This is a genomic window from Arthrobacter sp. 01T425 (assembly GCF_056398725.1).
The window spans coordinates 20557-38549 of sequence record NZ_JBFTPY010000005.1 but is presented as its reverse complement, the minus strand read 5'-3'; the positions used below and the strand labels follow the sequence as shown (position 1 = coordinate 38549).

Annotated in this window: 11 protein-coding genes; 7 read left to right on the top strand and 4 right to left on the bottom strand. The window is 67.5% G+C overall.

Annotation, left to right across the window (positions count from 1 at the left end):
- Positions 1-19: 19 nt before the first annotated feature.
- The gene (locus AC1DNG_RS07850) at positions 20-3574 is read right to left on the bottom strand and encodes a proline dehydrogenase family protein (protein WP_476887076.1); all 3555 of its coding nucleotides are present in this window, start codon (positions 3572-3574) and stop codon (positions 20-22) included.
- Between the two features lie 249 nt (positions 3575-3823).
- Positions 3824-5287 carry an amino acid permease gene (locus AC1DNG_RS07845; RefSeq protein ID WP_476887075.1) on the bottom strand — a complete coding sequence of 488 codons (1464 nt, stop codon included), beginning with the start codon at positions 5285-5287 and terminating at the stop codon, positions 3824-3826.
- Between the two features lie 142 nt (positions 5288-5429).
- Here AC1DNG_RS07845 and AC1DNG_RS07840 point away from each other — a divergent pair, with 142 nt between their 5' ends.
- The 5 genes from AC1DNG_RS07840 to AC1DNG_RS07820 all read left to right on the top strand — a co-directional run bounded on the left by AC1DNG_RS07840 (position 5430) and on the right by AC1DNG_RS07820 (position 10432).
- Entirely contained in the window at positions 5430-6380 is a 951-nt protein-coding gene (locus tag AC1DNG_RS07840; protein WP_476857298.1) for a LysR family transcriptional regulator, read from the top strand.
- Between the two features lie 92 nt (positions 6381-6472).
- Entirely contained in the window at positions 6473-6901 is a 429-nt protein-coding gene (gene panD / locus AC1DNG_RS07835) for an aspartate 1-decarboxylase (protein ID WP_028275366.1), read from the top strand.
- 106 nt (positions 6902-7007) lie between these two features.
- A complete protein-coding gene (locus AC1DNG_RS07830; protein ID WP_018774009.1) occupies positions 7008-7934 on the top strand; it encodes an AEC family transporter in 927 nt (308 codons plus the stop codon).
- Positions 7935-8001: 67 nt separating this feature from the next.
- On the top strand, positions 8002-9132 hold the full coding sequence (locus AC1DNG_RS07825; protein ID WP_476860368.1) for an FAD-dependent oxidoreductase: 1131 nt from the start codon (positions 8002-8004) through the stop codon (positions 9130-9132).
- 151 nt (positions 9133-9283) lie between these two features.
- Positions 9284-10432 (top strand): GmrSD restriction endonuclease domain-containing protein, encoded by a 1149-nt coding sequence (locus tag AC1DNG_RS07820; RefSeq protein ID WP_476887074.1) that lies wholly within the window; start codon positions 9284-9286, stop codon positions 10430-10432.
- Positions 10433-10462: 30 nt separating this feature from the next.
- On the opposite strand, the gene AC1DNG_RS07815 is transcribed toward AC1DNG_RS07820, so the two are convergent.
- Positions 10463-13090 carry a trehalase-like domain-containing protein gene (locus AC1DNG_RS07815; protein WP_476887073.1) on the bottom strand — a complete coding sequence of 876 codons (2628 nt, stop codon included), beginning with the start codon at positions 13088-13090 and terminating at the stop codon, positions 10463-10465.
- A 189-nt stretch (positions 13091-13279) separates the two neighbouring features.
- Positions 13280-14611 carry a right-handed parallel beta-helix repeat-containing protein gene (locus AC1DNG_RS07810; RefSeq protein ID WP_223915113.1) on the bottom strand — a complete coding sequence of 444 codons (1332 nt, stop codon included), beginning with the start codon at positions 14609-14611 and terminating at the stop codon, positions 13280-13282.
- A 239-nt stretch (positions 14612-14850) separates the two neighbouring features.
- Here AC1DNG_RS07810 and AC1DNG_RS07805 point away from each other — a divergent pair, with 239 nt between their 5' ends.
- Together AC1DNG_RS07805 and AC1DNG_RS07800 are read left to right on the top strand one after the other, a co-directional pair.
- Entirely contained in the window at positions 14851-17028 is a 2178-nt protein-coding gene (locus AC1DNG_RS07805; RefSeq protein WP_476887072.1) for an extracellular solute-binding protein, read from the top strand.
- Positions 17025-17993 (top strand): carbohydrate ABC transporter permease, encoded by a 969-nt coding sequence (locus AC1DNG_RS07800; RefSeq protein WP_476871775.1) that lies wholly within the window; start codon positions 17025-17027, stop codon positions 17991-17993. The genes AC1DNG_RS07805 and AC1DNG_RS07800 overlap by 4 nt, the downstream gene beginning before the upstream one ends.

Here is a 17993-nt window from a genome sequence, read left to right as displayed (position 1 = left end):
GGGTTTTAGCAGCCCCGGGCTAGATCAGGGCGTCCGAGATGTGGTTGGGCGTGCCGAAGCGGTGCGCCGTGATGCTGATGGCCTGCTCATGCAGGAACGGCAGCAGTTCCACGCGTCCGGCTTCCGTGACGGGGTGGACATACACCGCCAGGTCCGGGCGTCCGCCCGTGGCCTCGGCCAGCGCCTTGGCGTCCCCGCCAATCAGCCGGATCCGGGCGCCGGAGAGCTTGCCCGCCGCGGCGAGGGTGCCGGCGGAAGCGAGCCATTCGGCGTCGTTCTCAACAGTCGCGGCGATGCCAAGCCCGGACAGGACGGCGCGCAGCTGGGCGGGCAGTTCGACGGCGGTGGAGACCGTCAGGACGGACCCGGCCAGGACGCCGGCGGCGACGGTCCGGACGAGGCCGGCAAGCGGCTCACCTTCCGCGAGGCGGACCGTGACGGGCAGAGCACGGTAGCGGAAGACGTTGCGTTCCGCACTCAGGCCGGAGACGTCCTTCGCGGTGCCGAACTCTTCGGCCCAGGCGCGGGCGTCGGAGGCGAGCGCGCGCTGCAGCGGCGCGAGTTCGTCGGCGGTCAGGAAGCCCTTGGCGGCGTCCTCGATCCGGCGGACGCCGGCGTGGGCGGGAGCAGCGCCCGGGGTGCCGGCGGCGGTGCTGGGCTTGCTGACCCATTCGCCGAGGCCGACGAGGTAGTTCGGGCCGCCGGCCTTGGTGCCGGCGCCGACGGCGGATTTCTTCCAGCCGCCGAAGGGCTGGCGCTGGACAATCGCGCCGGTGATGCCGCGGTTGACGTAGAGGTTGCCGGCCTGGATGGTGTCCAGCCAGATCCCCAGTTCCTCGCTGTTCAGCGAGTGCAGGCCCGCGGTGAGGCCGTATTCGATCTGGTTCTGGATCGCGATGGCCTCCTCGAGGGTCTCTGCGGTCATAACGCCCAGGACCGGGCCGAAGAACTCGGTGAGGTGGAAGTAGGATCCGCGGCGGACACCGGAGCGCACGCCGGGGCTCCAGAGTTTGCCCGAATCATCGAGCTTCCGCGGCTCGACGGCCCAGGTCTCGCCCTCGCCGAGGGTGGTGAGGGCGTTCAGGAGCTTGCCGTTGGCGGGCTCGATGATCGGGCCCATCTGGCTCGCCGGGTCCTGGGGGTAGCCGACCTTGAGCGAGGTGACGGCGTCGATCAGCTGGTTGTGGAAACGCTTCGACTTCGCCACGGAGCCGACGAGGATCACCAGCGAGGCGGCGGAGCACTTCTGGCCGGCGTGGCCGAACGCGGAGTACGCGACGTCCTTGGCCGCGAGGTCCAGGTCCGCGCTCGGGGTGACGATGATGGCGTTCTTGCCGCTGGTCTCGGCCAGCAGGGGCAGGTCCTTGCGGAACGAGCGGAACAGCTCGGCGGTCTCGTAGCCGCCGGTCAGGATGACGCGGTCCACGGCCGGGTGGGAAATGAGCTGCTGGCCCAGTTCCCGCTCGCCCAACTGGACCATGGTGAGCACGTCGCGCGGAACGCCGGCCTCCCAGAGGGCCTCGATCATGACGGCGCCGCTGCGGCGGGCCTGCTTGGCGGGCTTGACCACGACGGCGGAGCCGGCGGCGAGGGCCGCAAGGGTGGAGCCGGCCGGGATGGCGACCGGGAAGTTCCACGGCGGCGTCACAACGGTGAGCTTGGCCGGGACGAAGGTGGCGCCGTCGACGTCGTCGAGCTTGCGGGCGGACTCGGCGTAGTAGTGCGCGAAGTCGACCGCCTCGCTGATCTCCGGATCGCCCTGGTCGATCGTCTTGCCGGTCTCGGAGGCCATGACCTCAAGAAGGTCCGCGCGGCGGGCCTCGAGGACGTCGCCGGCGCGGTGCAGGATTTCGGCGCGCTCGGCGCCGGAGAGCGCACCCCAGGCCTTGCCCTTCTCGACGGCGGTATCGATCACGGCATTCAGGGTCGCGGCATCGTTGATCGTGGCGGCCTCGACGGAGGAGTTGCCCAGTGTCGACGTCGTGACGCGGCCCAGGATGGCGCGGCCCCAGTCGCGGTTCGCGGGCAGCGACGGATCTGTGTCGGCAGTGTTCTCGAACGAATCGTGCGGCAGCGGCGCGGCCGGAAGGGCGCGGTTCTGCAGCCGGTTCGGGCCCGGGACCTCGTCGTCGAGCTTGGCCAGCGAGGCGAGGAAGCGCTGCTTCTCGCGCTCAAACAACGTTTCGTTTTCGCTGAGTTCGAACACGGCGGACATGAAGTTGTCCTGGCTGGCGCCCTCTTCGAGGCGGCGGATCAGGTAGGCGATCGCGACGTCGAACTCGGCAGGGTGGACCACGGGCGTATAGAGCAGGAGGGAGCCGACGTCCTTCTTGACGGCTTCGGCCTGACCCTGGGCCATGCCGAGCAGCATCTCGAATTCGATGCTCTGCTCTGCAGTATCCGCGATGCCGCGCTGCTTGGCCAGGAGCCAGGCGAAGGCGATGTCGAAGAGGTTGTGGCCGGCGACGCCGATCCGGATGTTGCGGATCCGGTCCGGGTGCAGCGAGTAGTTGATGACGCGCTTGTAGTTGGTGTCCGAGTCCTGCTTTGTGCCCCAGGTGGCGAGCGGCCAGTCATGCAGGGAGGCCTCGACCTGCTCCATCGGCAGGTTGGCGCCCTTGACGACGCGGACCTTGATGGCGGCGCCGCCGTCGGCGCGGCGGGCGGCGGCCCAGTCCTGCAGGCGGATCATGGCGGACAGGGCATCCGGGAGGTAGGCCTGGAGCACGATGCCGGCCTCCAGGTTCTTGAACTCGGGCTTGTCCAGGATCCGGGTGAAGACCGCGATGGTCATGTCCAGGTCCTTGTATTCCTCCATGTCCAGGTTGATGAACTTGGCCTTCTGGCCAGTGGACGCATAGGAGGCGGCGCGGGCGAAGAGCGGAGTGAGCTTCTCTACGACATGCTCCACGGCCTCGTCGAAGGCCCAGGCGGAGTGCGGGGCCACTGTGGAGGAGACCTTGATCGAGACGTAGTCGACGTCGGGCCGGGACAGCAGGGTGTGCGTGCCCTCGAGCCGGCGGGAGGCCTCGTGTTCGCCGAGCACGGCCTCGCCGAGGAGGTTGACGTTGAGCTTGATGCCGTCTTTGCGGATCTTGGCGATGGCCGGGCCGAGCTTGGCGTCGGTGGCGTCGACAATGAGGTGGCCGACCATTTCACGCAGCACCCGGCGGGCAACCGGGATGACCACCTGGGGCAGGACCGGGGCCATGGTGCCGCCGAGGCGGACCGCGCTGCGCATGTACCAGGGCAGGAAGGCCGGGACCTTGGGGGCCAGTGCGGCGAGGTTGCGGGCGGCGACCTGCAGGTCTTCGGGACGGACGACGCCGTCGACGAACCCGACGGTGAAGTCCAGGCCGTTGGGGTCCTTCAGGACCCCGGCGAGCTGCTCGGCCGAGGCGTCGACGGGCACCTTTGCGGCCTCGGTGAGCCAGCGGCGCACCAGCGCGATGGTGTCCTCGGCGAGGGCTGCGGCCTCAAGGACCGTGGAGCCTTCCGAAACGGCGGCGTGCGTGGCGTCGTTGCCTGCGGCGTTTCCGGTGGTGGCGCCGGGCTCCGTGGAGATGTTGGTCATGGCTGAAACACGTTCTTTCTCAAAATGTGGACCTCTTACGAAACAGTATGCGACCGGATTTTCATAAGATAAAGCGAAGTTTTCTGAGCAATACCGGTTAGAAAAACCGACGCTTCCGGTTCCCGCCCGAACGTTCGGGAACCACCCCTGCCGCTTAAAAACCCGTTGCGCTATCACTTCCGGGCGTTAAAACCCGGGAAGAGCCGGGAATGGGAGCCGGAAGTGATAGCGCAACGGGGGGTGGGGTGGCTAGGTCAGGGGGCGGTGCATCTCCACGATCTCCTCGTGCCGCGGGCTGTCCGGGTTCATCAGCGAGTGCCTGCGGCCGTACGTGAAGTAGATGATCAGGCCGACGATGAGCCAGACGACGAACCGCAGCCAGGTCTCCCAGTGCAGCTGGAACATCAGGAAGAGCGAGGCAAACACGCCGAACGCCGGAACCACGGGCATCAGCGGCAGCCGGAACGTCCGCGGGGCGTCGGGCTTCTTGTAGCGGAACACAATCACCGACACACAGACGACGACGAACGCGGCCAGGATGCCGATGTTGGTCAGGTCCGCGACGGCCTTGATCGGGAGGATTCCGGCCAGGACTGCGGCCCCGACGCCGGCGATCCAGGTCACGCGCTGGGGCGTGCCGTTCCGGTCCGTCTTCGAGAACCAGCCGGGCAGCAGGCCGTCGCGGCTCATTGAGAACCAGACGCGGGTGACGCCGAGGAGGAAGGTCAGCATCACGGTGAGGATGGACAGGACGGCGAACACGGAGATGATCGTCGCGATCACCGGAAGGCCAACGCTGTTGAAGGCGGAGGCGAAGCCGGCCTTGGGGTCGATCTCCGTGAAGTTCTGCATGCCGGTGAGCACCAGGGTGGCGGCGGCATAGAGCAGCATGGCGATGACCAGCGAGAGGATGATCGCCTTGGGCATGTGCTTCTTGCCGTCGGTGGCCTCCTCCGCCGCGGTACTCATGGCGTCGTAGCCGAACACCGCGAAGAACACCGTAGCGGAGCCGGCCACCACGGGACCGAAACCGCTGGGGAAGAACGGGTTGTAGTTGTTGGTGTTCACGTAGAAGATGCCCAAGCCGATGATGAACAGGATCAGCAGCACCTTGATGCCGACGGCGATCAGTTCGAAGCGGCCGAAGGTCTTGGTACCGCGGGAGAGGATCCAGGTCACGAGCAGGCAGACGAGGATCGCGGGAAGGTTGATGATGCCGCCGGTGCCTTCATCCGGCGTCGCGGTCATCCAGGCGGGCATATGGATGCCGATACCGGAGAGGAACGCGTCGAAATAGCCCGAAATACCGATGGCCACCACGGCGACGATGGCGATGTACTCCAGCAGCAGGTCCCACCCGATGAACCAGCCGATGATCTCGCCGAGGGCAACGTAGCCGTAGGTGTAGGCCGAGCCCGCCCGCGGGATCATGCCTGCGAACTCCGCGTAGGACAGCGCCGCGGCGGCGGATGCCAGACCGGCGATCAGGAAGGAGATGAGCACGGCCGGTCCGACTCCGGGCTCGGACTCGCTGCCGTGGGCCACAAGGCCCGCCAAGGAGAAGATGCCGACGCCGATAATGCCGCCGACGCCGATGGCCGTCAACTGCCAGAGCCCCAGGCTCCTGTGCAGACCGCTGTGTTTGTTTTCTTCCTCGATGTCGTCGATGGGCTTGCGCCGCATGATCGACTGTGACAAATCCCGTGTAGCCATGAGGGCCTCCTGCTTAGGTGCGGTGCCCATCACTCCACCCTGTGATGGGGCTTATCGAGTGAGAACAGTATGCAAGCCCGGTTGCATTAGATAAAGTGAATTCTCTTAATGAATAACCGTCAGGATTCACAAAGGAATAGAGATGCTCGACGTCCGGCGTTTGCGACTGTTGCGCGAACTGAAGATCCGGGGCACCTTGGCCGAAGTGGCCGAAGCGCTTCAGTACAGCCCGTCGTCAGTCTCGCAACAACTGGCCCTCCTTGAGAAAGAGGCCGGGGTGGAGCTCCTCCGCAAGACCGGGCGCCGGGTGCAGCTGACCCCGCAGGCCGAAGTCCTGGTGGCCCACACCTCCCAGCTCCTGGAGACCCTCGAGCAGGCGGAGGCGGACCTGGCCGCGTCGCTGACCACGGTCACCGGCACCGTGCGGATTGCGGTGTTCCAGTCTGCCGCGCTGGCGCTCATGCCGGACACCCTGACCAGAATGACCGCCAGCTACCCGGAAGTCCGGGTCGAAATGACCCAGCGGGAACCGGAGACGGCCCTGCACGAGACGTGGGCCCGCGACTTCGACCTCGTGATCGCCGAGCAGTACCCGGGCCACGCCGCCCCGCACTACGCCGAACTGGACCGCGTGGCCCTGACCCGCGACGCCATCCGGCTCGCCGTTCCGCCCCCCTCGCCCGACCGCGGTCCCATCAGGACGCTGGCCGATACCGCAGGGCTGGCCTGGGTGATGGAACCCCGCGGAGCGGCCTCCCGGCACTGGGCCGAGCAGGCCTGCCGGAGCGCCGGGTTTGAGCCCGACGTCCGCTTTGAAACCGCCGACCTGCAGGCCCAGATCCGGCTGATCGAATCCGGAAATGCGGTGGCCCTGATGCCCGACCTCGTGTGGACCGGCCGCGGCACCAGCGCGCAACTCCTGGACCTGCCCGGGGATCCGCACCGTACGGTGTTCACCTCGGTGCGGCGCTCGAGCGCCAGGCGGCCCGCACTGCTGGCGGCCCGGGAAATCCTGGCGGTGACGGCGGCATCCATCGTGCCGGCGGCGGCCGCGGGCGTCCTCGGTCCGGCCCCCGTGGACCGGCCCGCGTGACTTCCGGCATGTGGAACCGCGCGCGCAACGGCCCGCGGCATGTGCAGTGGGCCACAGCGCGGGCGGTGGCCCCGCGTTAGACTGATGTCGTTATGAATCGCACAATATTCAAATCCAAGATCCACCGCGCGACGGTCACGCACGCGGACCTGCACTATGTCGGATCCGTCACCGTGGACCTGGATCTGCTGGAGGCGGCCGACATCCTGCCCGGGGAGCTCGTGGCGATTGTCGATGTCACCAACGGCGCCCGGCTCGAGACGTACACGATTGCCGGCGAGCGCGGTTCCGGCGTGATCGGCATCAACGGCGCCGCCGCCCACCTGATGCATGAGAACGACATCGTCATCCTCATCACCTACGCCCAGATGACCACGGAAGAGGCCAAGGCGTACAACCCCAAGGTGGTCCACGTTGACCAGGACAACAAGATTGTCCAGATCGGCAACGACCCCGCCGAGGGCATGACACCCGGGCTCATGCGTCCGCCGCACTCGCTGAACAACGCCGCGCTCAACTAGCGGCAGCGCGCCGTCGGGCGTAATAGGACAGCCCTCGGAATAAAGCTGATTACTCTGGACGGGTGACCATCACCCGCCGCCCACCCGCCCCGCTGCGGAGAACCGCGTGCTAGGGGTACTGGCAGGATTCTTTGTCGTCTGGGCCATCATCCTGGTCGGCATGTTCGTGGGCCGGCGCAATATCCTGGGCGAGAACGCCCGCCCCGTCCTGAGCGCCCTGACGTTTTTTGTGGCCAGCCCCGCCCTGCTGTTCGAGACCCTCAGCAAGGCGAAACTCCACGACGTCTTTGCCGCGCCGCTGCTCGTGACGGCAGTCGGGGCGGTGACCACGGCGGTCCTGTTCTTTGGCATTGTGCGCTTCGCGCTCAAGCGGTCCCTGCCGGAAGCCCTCATTTCCTCCATGAGCTCGTCGCTGGCCAACTCGGCCAACCTCGGCATTCCCATAGCCGTCTTCGTGCTCGGTGATGCCAGTTATGTGGCACCCCTACTGATCTTCCAGCTGGCTTTCTTCACCCCGTTGTTCCTCATGGCGTTGGACGCCACCACCAGCTCGCACCGCACTACGCCCCTGAGTTTCGTGCTCATGATCCTGCGCAACCCGATGATCGTGGGCACCGGACTCGGGCTCCTCGTGGCCGCAACCGGCTGGACGGTACCGCCGCTGATCCTGGAGCCCATCCACTTGATTGGCGGGGCCGCGATCCCGGCCATGCTGATCGCCTTCGGCATGAGCCTGAACGGTTCCAAGCCGCTGCAGGCGGCCGCCGGACGCCGGCTGGACGCCCTGCTGGCGAGCTTCTTCAAGCTCGTTGTCCACCCGCTGGTGGCCTACCTGTTTGCCCATTTTGTCCTCGGCATGCAGGAACAGGCGCTCTTTGCCGCCGTCGTCACGGCCGCCCTGCCCACCGCCCAAAACGTGTTTGTCGCGGCCAGCCGTTACCGCACCGGCGTAACGGTAGCCCGGGACACCGTGCTGATCACTACGGTGGTAGCTGTGCCCGCCATGATCGGCGTGGCCCTGCTGCTGGCCTGACCTCGCCGGGCAGCCGGGCCCGGCTGAACGGGATCGGCGGACCGGCACCAAACCCGGAGGAGGACCCTTGAAAACAACCCTGGACACTGTGGTCATCGGCGGCGGCGCGATGGGCTCGGCCGCCGCGTGGGCGCTGGCCCGGCGCGGCCGGGAGGTGACCCTGCTGGAGCAGTTCGGTCCCGGCCACCGCAACGGCGCCTCCCACGGCACAACCCGGAACTTCAACCCCGGCTACGCGGATCCGGACTACGTCGCCATGCTGGCAGAGGCGGCCGGGCTGTGGCGGGAGCTCGAAGCGGACGCCGGCGAGCGGCTGCTGGCGCGCACCGGCGTCGTAAACCACGGCCCCGATCCGCGGTTGCCCGAGATCCGGAACGCGCTGCTTGCCGCCGGGCTCCGGGCGGAGTTCCTCTCCGCCGGGGAAGCCTCCGGGCGCTGGCGGGGCATCCGTTTCGATACGCGCGTGCTGCACATGGCGGATGGCGGCCAGTTGAACCCGGACGCCGCACTGCCGGCGCTGCAGCGGCTCGCCGCCGGGCTCGGCGCCGAGATCCGCCATCATGTGAAGGTCCTCGAGTTGAATGTCCTCGACGACGGCGTCCGGCTCACGCTCGAGGCCGGCGGCCGCAGCGAGGTGCTCACCGCAAGGCAGGCAGTGGTCACCGCCGGCGGCTGGACCACGAAACTGCTCGCCGGGGTCGCGCCCCTGCCCCGGCTGACGGTCACGCAGGAACAACCCGCACACTTCGCCATCACCGATGAGGGCGCCCAGTGGCCGGGGTTCAACCACATGCCCGGCCACGGGGACGCGTACGCGTACTGGCGTTCGCCGGTCTACGGCATGCAAACACCGGGCGAGGGGATCAAGGCCGGATGGCACGGGGTGGGCCCGGTGGTGGACCCGGACCGGCGGAGCTTCGCGCCGGAGCCCGAGCAGCGGGCGGCCCTGCAGCGCTACGCCCGGGACTGGCTGCCCGGGGTCGACGCCGACTCCCTCACCGACATCAGCTGCACCTACACGACCACCGTTGATGAAAACTTTGTCCTGGACCGGATCGGGCCGGTTGTCATCGGCGCCGGCTTCTCCGGGCACGGCTTCAAGTTCACGCCGGTCGTGGGCAGGATCCTGGCCGACCTCGCGACCGGCGACGGCGGAGCGCCGGCTGTCTTCTCGGCCTCCCGCCCCGGGGTCCGCTGACGCCGTCGGAGAGCCAACGCGGGGTCACATAGCGCCCATGGTGGGGCCCGGCATGGGCGTGATGTGACCCCGCGTTGCCGTGTGGGCCGGTAGGCTGGGGCCGGTCTTATGCGCCCGGATACCCGGCGCGCCAGCATGAGGTGGGGGAAAATTGCTCAGCACGCGATCAGGCAGCATCCAGTCCAACGACATCCAGTCCAGCGGCGCCCAAGGTATGAGCGCCCGCAGCCCAAGGATCGGTGCGGTCGACTGGATCGTGCGTGGGGTGGCGGGCCTGCTACTGGTGGCGACGTCAGCGTGCTCCGGCCCGGGTACTGTTCCCCCGGCCGCCGGCAACGGCATCCTCCCCGTCGTCACGGCTACCCCCGCCGCTGCGTCAGCCGGCACGGACAGCGCTCCGCTGGATCCGGACGCCACCCCCGGTGTCGAAGTTCCCGGCGCCGAAGTTCCCAGTGCCGAAGTTTCAGGCATCGAAGTTGCCGGCGCCGATGTTGCGGCCGCCGCGCCCCGGCAGCCGGCCTTGGCGGGCAAGGCCCTCGCGGTACTGGCCACGCTGCCCGTCAAGGGCCGCGCCCCCAAGACGGGCTATTCCCGCGACCAGTTCGGCCCAGCCTGGTCCGACGTTGATCACAATGGTTGCGATACCCGCAACGACGTGCTCCGCCGCGACCTTACTTCTGTCGCGCTCCGGCCCGGGACGCGGGACTGCGTGGTGCTCTCCGGCGTCCTGGCCGACCCCTACACGGCCGTCGCCATCCACTTCCTGCGCGGCAATGCCACCAGCACCGCCGTCCAGATCGACCACGTCGTGGCCCTCAGCGACGCCTGGCAGAAGGGCGCGCAGCAGCTCAGCCCGGCACGGCGGCTGGCCTTCGCCAACGATCCCCTGAACCTGCTGGCGGTGGACGGCCCGGCCAACCAGAGCAAGAGCGACGGCGACGCCGCCACCTGGCTGCCGCCGAACAAGTCCTACCGCTGCAACTACGTCGCCCGCCAGATTTCGGTGAAATCCAGCTATGGGCTCTGGGTGACCCAGGCCGAGCACGACGCCATGGCCCGGGTCCTGTCGAACTGCCCGAACGCCCTGGCCCCCGCCACCCAGCCGGCAGCCGCTCCGGCCCAAGCAGCACCCGCGCCAGCGCCTGCGCCAGCACCCGCGCCCGCACCGGCACCGGCGGCCGGCGTGGCGTACGCGAACTGTGCCGCGGTCCGTGCGGCCGGCGCGGCGCCCATCCGCGTCGGCCAGCCGGGGTACAGCCGCAGGCTGGACCGGGACGGGGACGGCGTCGGCTGCGAATAGCGGCGGCCGGCCCGTCCCCGGGTCGGGTGGTCAGTTCTTCTGGTGCTCGTGCAGGAGCCGGGCGCAGCGGATGAAGCCCAGGTGCGAATACGCCTGGGGATGGTTGCCCAGGTGGGTTTCCGTGCCGGGGTCGTATTCCTCGGGCAGCAGCCCCGTGGGACCGAACAGGTTCACCAGCTGGTCAAAGAGGTCCCAGGCCTCCTCGATCCGGCCCACGGCGATGTAGGCCTCGATCAGCCAGGTGGTGCAGATGTGGAAGCCGCCCTCCAGGCCCGGCAGTCCGTCGTCGTACCTGTAGCGGAAAACTGTGGGCCCCACCCGCAGTTCCCGCTCCACCGCCATGACGGTGGCCAGGAACCGGGGGTCGTTGACGTCCAGCAGGCCGGAGAGACCGATGTGCAGCACGGCTGCGTCCAGGTCCGGGCTGTCGTACGCCACGGTGTAGGAGGACGCCGACTCGTCCCAGCCCTCGCGCAGGACTTCCTCCCGGATCTTCGCCGCCGTGGGCTCCCAGGCCGGCAGCGGCTCCCGGCCATGCCGGACGGCCGTGCGCAGCGCCCGGTCGAGCGCCACCCAGCACATCACCTTCGTGTAGACATGGTGCCGCGGCGCCCGCCTGGCCTCCCAGATGCCATGGTCGGCCTCGTGCCAGCGGGCCAGCACGGCTGCGGCCATCTGGACCAGCAGGTCCCAGTGCCCGTCGGAGAGCATGCCCTGGCGGGCGCTGAGGGCGTGGATCAGCTCGGCGATCGGGCCGAACACGTCCAGCTGCACCTGGTGGTCGGCGGCGTTCCCGATCCGCACCGGGCGGGATCCCGCGTAGCCGGGCAGGCTCTCGATGATGGCCTCGGTGGACAGCGGCGCCCCGGTCACGGAGTAGAGCGGATGGAGCCACTCCGGACCCGGGGCGTGGGCCAGGATCCGGCCCAGCCACGCCAGGAATCCCTCGGCCTCGGCCGTGGAGCCCAGGTCCACGAGCGCGTTGACGGTCATGGACCCGTCCCGCAGCCAGCAGTACCGGTAGTCCCAGTTGCGGGTGCCGCCGATTCCCTCCGGCAGTGAGGTGGTGGGCGCGGCCAGCACAGCGCCGGTGGGTTCATGGACCAGCGCCCGGAGCACCAGCGCGGACCGACGGACCAGCGACGGCTTCACGCCGGGCAGTTGCAGTTCGTTGACCCAGCGCCGGGAGTGATGGGCGACGGCGGCGCGGCGCCCGGTCTCATCATCCGGCATCGCGGGCTGAGGTTCCGTGTCGCCGCAGCGCAGGTTGAGGACCACCGGTCCGTCCCGCAGATCGACGTCGCCCGTGGCCGTGGCGTGCCGGCCGTCGGAGGTGATGGCAAAGGCCACGCCGGGAGCCCGGAGAATGATCGGATCCGCGGTTCCCACGACGTGCAGTTCAGTTCCGCGCGCCTCCATGCTGAACGGGGCATTCGCGTAGTCCGGCCGCGGGGCGAAGACGACCCGGGCCGTGCCGGTGCCGGACAGCACCCGGACCAGGCTGGTGATGCCGTCCGGGGCCGGCTCCAGGTAGTCCGTCACGGTGACGTCGGCCCAGCGGGTTTCGACGATCATGGTGCTGTCCACGTAGCGCTGGCCCAGGACCTGCGAGGCCTTCGCCGGTTCCACGGAGAAGTGCCCCGCCGCATCGCCGCCGAGCAGATGGGCAAACAGCGACCCGCTGTCCGGCAGCGGGTGGCTCATCCAGCAGATCTTCGCGTCCGGGGTGATCAGGGCGGTGGACGAGCCGTTGCCGATCATGGAGTGCCGCTCCAGCCCCACGGCGTCCTCGCCGAACAGCCACGCCCGCCGCAGTTCGAACAGGATCGCCAGGACGCGGGCGAACGACTCCGGGTCCCGGAGCGTGTGGGCTGCCACGGTGGGCCCCTCCCCCACGCGCAGCGCCATGTCCGGCCCGCGCAGCGTCGCCATGGCCAGCTCATCGCTGGAGGCGTCGCCTGCGTAGAGGGCGGCACTCACGCCTAGCATGGAGCGCAGGTGCTCCAGCGCGGAGGCCTTGGACGGTTCCACCACGGAGAGATCCAGCACCGAGCCGTCCACGACGAAATGCAGCCCGTGCGCCCGGGCGATCTCCTCCGCCTTCGAGGTGGCCAGTGCGACGATGTCCGGGCCGGCCGGGCGGGTGTGCACCGATACGGCGACCGGCTTGCGCTCAATGCTGATGCCCCGGTAGGCGCCAACGGTTTCGGCGAGTGCCTGGCTGGCCTGCTGCAGCACTGATTCGGTGGCGAGGGACAGCCCGTGGGCGTAGCCCATGTCGAACTCCGCGCCGTGCGAGCCGACCAGGTGTACCTCCGCGGGGAGCCGTGAGACGGCGGCCAGATCCCGCAGCGACCGCCCGGAGATGACGGCCGCGTGCGTGTTCGGGAGGGCTGCCAGGGCCCTCAACGCGATCGCCGCGCTGCCCAGAGGCAGGGTCTCGGTGGAAATGCCTTCTGCCGCGCACAGCGTGCCGCCGTAGTTGCAGGCCACGAGCAGCCCAGGAGTGCGGGCCAGGATCTTGAGCTCAGCCAGCAGTTGCGGCGTGAGCCCGTCGTCGGCCGCGTTGGTCTGCACGAAAGCGCGGAGCAGGCCCAGCGGGAGGGATTTGGTGAGAAGCGCAGAGTCGGCCAGGGCCTGGTTGAGCGGTGTGGGCATCGGCGCGGTCCTTCGAGTAGTCCCCAATGCCTGCATGCGAATCGTCCCCGGGAGGACGCACTTCAAGTATGACCCCGGGACGATTTCGCATGGGTGTCCCGGCAGTTGCGACTGTGTAACATCCGCCGGGCCGCCCGGACACCCTGGCACCAGTGCTGGTTCCTTGCTGCGCCGCCGGGCCGTTGCGTTTCAGCAGCCGGCTGGCCTGTATTCGTAGGTCCCCGCATCGGCCGCGCCGCCGCCCTGGCAGTCGCCCTTCTGGTTGGCCGGCCGCCCGTCCAGATCCAGGGGGAATGGGCTGACCCCGGCCCGGTCAATGGCCGGGCTCGCGCCGGAGAGGTGGAGATCGGCGGGTGCGTTGACAAAGTCGGCCGGCTCGGTAGTGGAGGTGGCATTGGGACTGATGTTCGTGGGCCCGTTGAGGACGTTTTCCCGCTCGGTCCAGCCGGCGCCGTCCATCCACAGCGCGTTGCGGGCGGCCACCAGGATGTTTCCCCTGACGACGGTGGAGGCCGGGCACGACGCGTGGCAGACCAGAGCCTGGGAGTCCGCGCCGTCCAGCCACACGGTGTTGTATTCGAACGTGGTGCCGTTGGTCGGGCCGAAGGAGGACGTCCTGCCGCGCGCGATCAGCCCCATGGCCTGGGAGCAGTTGGGGCCGCAGGTGGACCGGACCAGGTTGTAGCTGTACGTGTTGCCGTCGGCAGTTCCCCCCTTGCCGCGCCCCAGTTCGGAGAAGACGTTGTTATCGACGGCCACGTTGTGGTGGATCCTGTTCCGGTTGCCGTTGAAAATTTCGAACGCGCTGCCGTCGTGGCCAAAGTCGTAGGACAATGCGGTGGAGCCGGTGACGGTATTGCCGGCGAACTCGTTGTCGCTGCCGTTGATCAGGAAGCCAAAGGCGCCCGAGTCGTCATCGCACTTCAGGGCCGTGGCGGTGCCGCACAGCTCCCCCGGCGTATTGACGTTCATGATGTTGTTGTCGGCAAGAGTGTTGTTGGTATAGGTGCCGAAGTCGGAGCCCTCGCTCACTTTGATGCCCGCGGCATTGTTCCTGGCGGCGGAGTTCCGCACGGTGCCGTGGTCGCCGTAGATACTGAAGCCCGCATAGCCGCACGACTCCGCCCGCAGGCCGTCAACGGCGATGTAGTCGCCGTCGAGCCTGACGCACGTTCCTGCCAGTCCGCCCGTAACAGCGGGCGGATCGCCGCTTCCATAGGCATTCAGCGTGACCTTGAGCCGGCTGGTGCCGCTCTGGCCGACAACAAGGCCGCCGGAGAAGATGTCTCCGCGGCGAAAGCTGACCGAGTCCCCGGGCCGAAGCGCAGTTGCATTGACCTTGTCGAGCGTCGCCCAGGCTGATTGCGGCGACGTCCCGTCGTTGGCGTCACTGCCGTCGGCGCTCACGTAATACGTGGCGCCCTCGGACGACGCCGGCGCGGACGCGGACGGGCCGCCGAGCAATCCTCCCAGGAACAGCAGGACGAGCAGCGTGGCGGCGGCTGTGGACTTGATCTTCATGGGTGCACCTGGGTTTTCGCCATGTATCCGCGGTTCCGGGCGCCACCGCCAACCGGCGGACCACATCGGCACCCTGAGGGGCTTAACGCTAAGAGCGGTCCCGCCCTAAGTCAACGGACGAGTCCGGCCATGCGCATCAAAATGTTCTTTTTTGCTACTTGACGTTCCTTATTGTGCGATTATGATAGCTAATGATGTGAGCTGCTTCACTCCACCCGCGTTATTTCAAAGGAGAAATTATGACCATGCATGAAGACGCACTGCTCCGGGCCTCCAGCCGAGGCGGGTGGGACCGGAGGACGCTGCTGAAGACCTTCGGCGCCGGAGCAGTCGCGATGGCCGGCATTCCCCTGCTCTCGGCCTGCACGGGCGGCAGCGCACCTGCCAGCGGCGGCGCCAAGACGGCCACGTTCGGTTCCGGGTCCTCCGACGAGGTCCCCAAGGCTGCCTACAAGGCGGTGACCGACGCTTTCCAGAAGAAGTCCGGCATCGCGGTCACCACCAACGTGGTGGCGCACAACGACTTCCAGAACAAGATCAACACCTACCTCCAGGGCAGCCCCGACGATTCTTTCACCTGGTTCGCCGGGTACCGCATGCAGTACTACGCCGGCAAGGGACTGCTCGCCCCGATCGATGACGTCTGGGAAAAGGTCGGCGGAAACTACTCCGATGCCCTGAAAAAGGCCTCGACCGGAGCCGACGGCAAGATGTACCTGATCCCGAACTACAACTACCCCTGGGGCTTCTTCTACCGCAAGAGCCTCTGGACGGAAAAGGGGTACACCGTCCCCACGACGTTCGATGAGCTGAAGACCCTCGCCACCAAGATGAAGGCCGACGGCCTGATCCCGATTGAATTCGCGGACAAGGACGGCTGGCCCGCCATGGGCACGTTCGACTACCTGAACATGCGCCTGAACGGCTACCAGTTCCACATGGACCTCACCGCGCACCGGGAAAGTTGGGACCAGAAGAAGGTCAGCGACGTCTTCGACACCTGGAAGGCCCTGCTCCCGTTCCAGAACCCGAACGCGCTGGGCATGACCTGGCAGGACTCGGCGAAGTCCCTCGCGGACAAGAAATCCGGCATGTACCTGCTCGGCTCCTTCCTCACCCAGCAGTTCACGGACAAGACAATCGCCGACGACATCGACTTCTTCCCGTTCCCCGAGGTCGCGGTGGAAGGCCAGGATGCCATCGAGGCACCCATCGACGGCCTGCTGCTCTCCAAGAAGGGCGGCCAGAACCAGGCCGCCCGGGACTTCCTGGCCTACGTCGGTACCCCGGAAGGACAGGATGTGTACGCCTCGGTCGACTCGTCCAACATCGCCACCGCCAAGGGCGCCGATACCTCCAAGTTCACTCCGCTGATGACCGCGCGGGTGACCGCGCGGTCAGCACGGCTCTTTCTTCTGCATTTCACTCTGCATTTCGCTCTGAATTTCACAAGGCAAGGAATCTCCATGAGTGTCTCTACCAACCCGTCGGCGCGGGGGCGCAAAGCAGCCGCAGCCCCCGCGCGGCGGGTTCGGCGGCTGTCCGGCCGCGACAAAGTGGTGCTCGGCTTGATGGTGGGCATCCCCACGCTGATCCAGCTCGTACTGGTCTGGATCCCCACCCTCATGTCGGTCGGACTGTCCTTCACCCGCTGGAACGGGCTGGAGCTGACCGACATCAAGCCCGCCGGCGTCGAGAACTACCAGTTCATCGCCCAGGATTACCCGCCGTTTTGGCCGGCCATGCAGCACAACGTGCTGTGGCTGGCGTTCCTGGCACTCGTCGCCACCCCGCTGGGGCTGCTCCTGGCCGTGCTCCTGGACCAGAACATCCGCGGCACGCGGATCTACCAGAGCATCTTCTTCGCCCCGGTGATGCTCTCCCTGGCCCTGATCGGGATCATCTGGCAGCTGTTCTACAACCGGGACAGCGGCCTCCTGAACTTCCTGCTTGGCACCGCCGGCACGCCCCAAGCCGTCGACTGGTTCGGGGATTCCGGTGTCAACATCTGGGCAGCCCTCTTCGCCGCCACCTGGCGGCACGCCGGCTACGTCATGATCCTGTACTTGGCCGGGCTCAAGGGCGTGGATCCGACCCTGCGCGAGGCGGCCCAGATCGACGGCGCCAACGCGGTCCAGACCTTCTTCCAAGTCATCTTCCCTGCCATGCGCCCGGTGAACGTCATCATCATCGTCATCACCGTCATCGAATCCCTCCGGGCGTTCGACATCGTCTACGTGATCAACCGCGGCACCAACGGGCTGGAACTGATCAGCGCCCTGGTCATCCAGAACCTGGTGGGCGAAGGGCAGGTGATCGGCATCGGCTCGGCGCTGGCCGTCATCCTGCTCGTCATCTCGCTGATCCCCATCACGTTTTACCTCTCCCGCGCATTCGGAAAGGACAAAGAGGCATGAGCATCGCCCATCCAACCGATGCCGCCGCGGCCGGCAGCCCGGCAGACGCCCGGCAGCGCAGCTCCGGCCCAGGCAAGACCGGCCCCCGCCCCGGCAGGCCGGCCAACAACAAGCAGGGCAAGAAGCACTACGGCACCCACGTCTTCCTCATCGTCATGGCGGCGATCTGGCTCGTACCCCTGGCCTGGGCCATTTTCACTGCCCTGCGGCCCAAAGCCGACACCGACAAATACGGCTACTTCAGCACCGGCGGCGCCTTCAACTTCGACAACTTCGCCCAGGCCTGGACACAGGGCGGCTTTTCCCAGCTGTTCTGGAACTCCGTGCTCATCACGGTCCCCTCGGTGTTCCTGATCCTCTTCTTCGCCTCCATGATGGCGTTCGCCGTGAGCCGGGTGAGCTGGAAGTTCAACATCACCCTGCTGATCATGTTCACCGCCGGAAACCTGCTGCCGCCGCAGGTGCTCGCGGCGCCGCTCTTTGAAATGTTCAAGCACTTCGAGCTTCCCTACGCCGTCAGCGATTCCGGGAACCTGCTCAACACCTACATCAGCGTGATCGCCGTGGACACCGCCTTCCAGATCGGCTTCGTGACGTTCGTCCTCTCGAACTACATGAAGGCCCTGTCCCCCGAGCTGACCGAGGCGGCCCTGGTTGACGGTGCCGGCGTCTGGCGCCAGTACTGGGACATCATCCTGCCGCTGTGCCGCCCGGCCCTGGCCGCCATGGGCACGCTCGAGGTGATCTTCATTTACAACGACTTCTTCTGGCCCCTGCTCTTCATCCAAAGCGGAGACCGGCTTCCGGTCACCACCGCGATCAACAACCTCCAGGGCCAGTTCCTCTCCAACTACAACCTGATCGCCGCCGGCGCCATGATCACGGCCGTTCCGGCCCTGATCATCTACCTGCTCCTGCAGCGCCACTTCGTGGCGGGCCTGACCCTCGGCTCCAGCAAAGGATAA

What these genes read in the sequence shown, in the direction of transcription:
- AC1DNG_RS07850 (WP_476887076.1), bottom strand. Translation starts at nt 3,574, where the DNA reads ATGACCAACATCTCCACGGAGCCCGGCGCCACCACCGGAAACGCCGCA.
- AC1DNG_RS07845 (WP_476887075.1), bottom strand. Translation starts at nt 5,287, where the DNA reads ATGGCTACACGGGATTTGTCACAGTCGATCATGCGGCGCAAGCCCATC.
- AC1DNG_RS07840 (WP_476857298.1), top strand. Translation starts at nt 5,430, where the DNA reads ATGCTCGACGTCCGGCGTTTGCGACTGTTGCGCGAACTGAAGATCCGG.
- panD (WP_028275366.1), top strand. Translation starts at nt 6,473, where the DNA reads ATGAATCGCACAATATTCAAATCCAAGATCCACCGCGCGACGGTCACG.
- AC1DNG_RS07815 (WP_476887073.1), bottom strand. Translation starts at nt 13,090, where the DNA reads ATGCCCACACCGCTCAACCAGGCCCTGGCCGACTCTGCGCTTCTCACC.
- AC1DNG_RS07810 (WP_223915113.1), bottom strand. Translation starts at nt 14,611, where the DNA reads ATGAAGATCAAGTCCACAGCCGCCGCCACGCTGCTCGTCCTGCTGTTC.
- AC1DNG_RS07805 (WP_476887072.1), top strand. Translation starts at nt 14,851, where the DNA reads ATGACCATGCATGAAGACGCACTGCTCCGGGCCTCCAGCCGAGGCGGG.
- AC1DNG_RS07800 (WP_476871775.1), top strand. Translation starts at nt 17,025, where the DNA reads ATGAGCATCGCCCATCCAACCGATGCCGCCGCGGCCGGCAGCCCGGCA.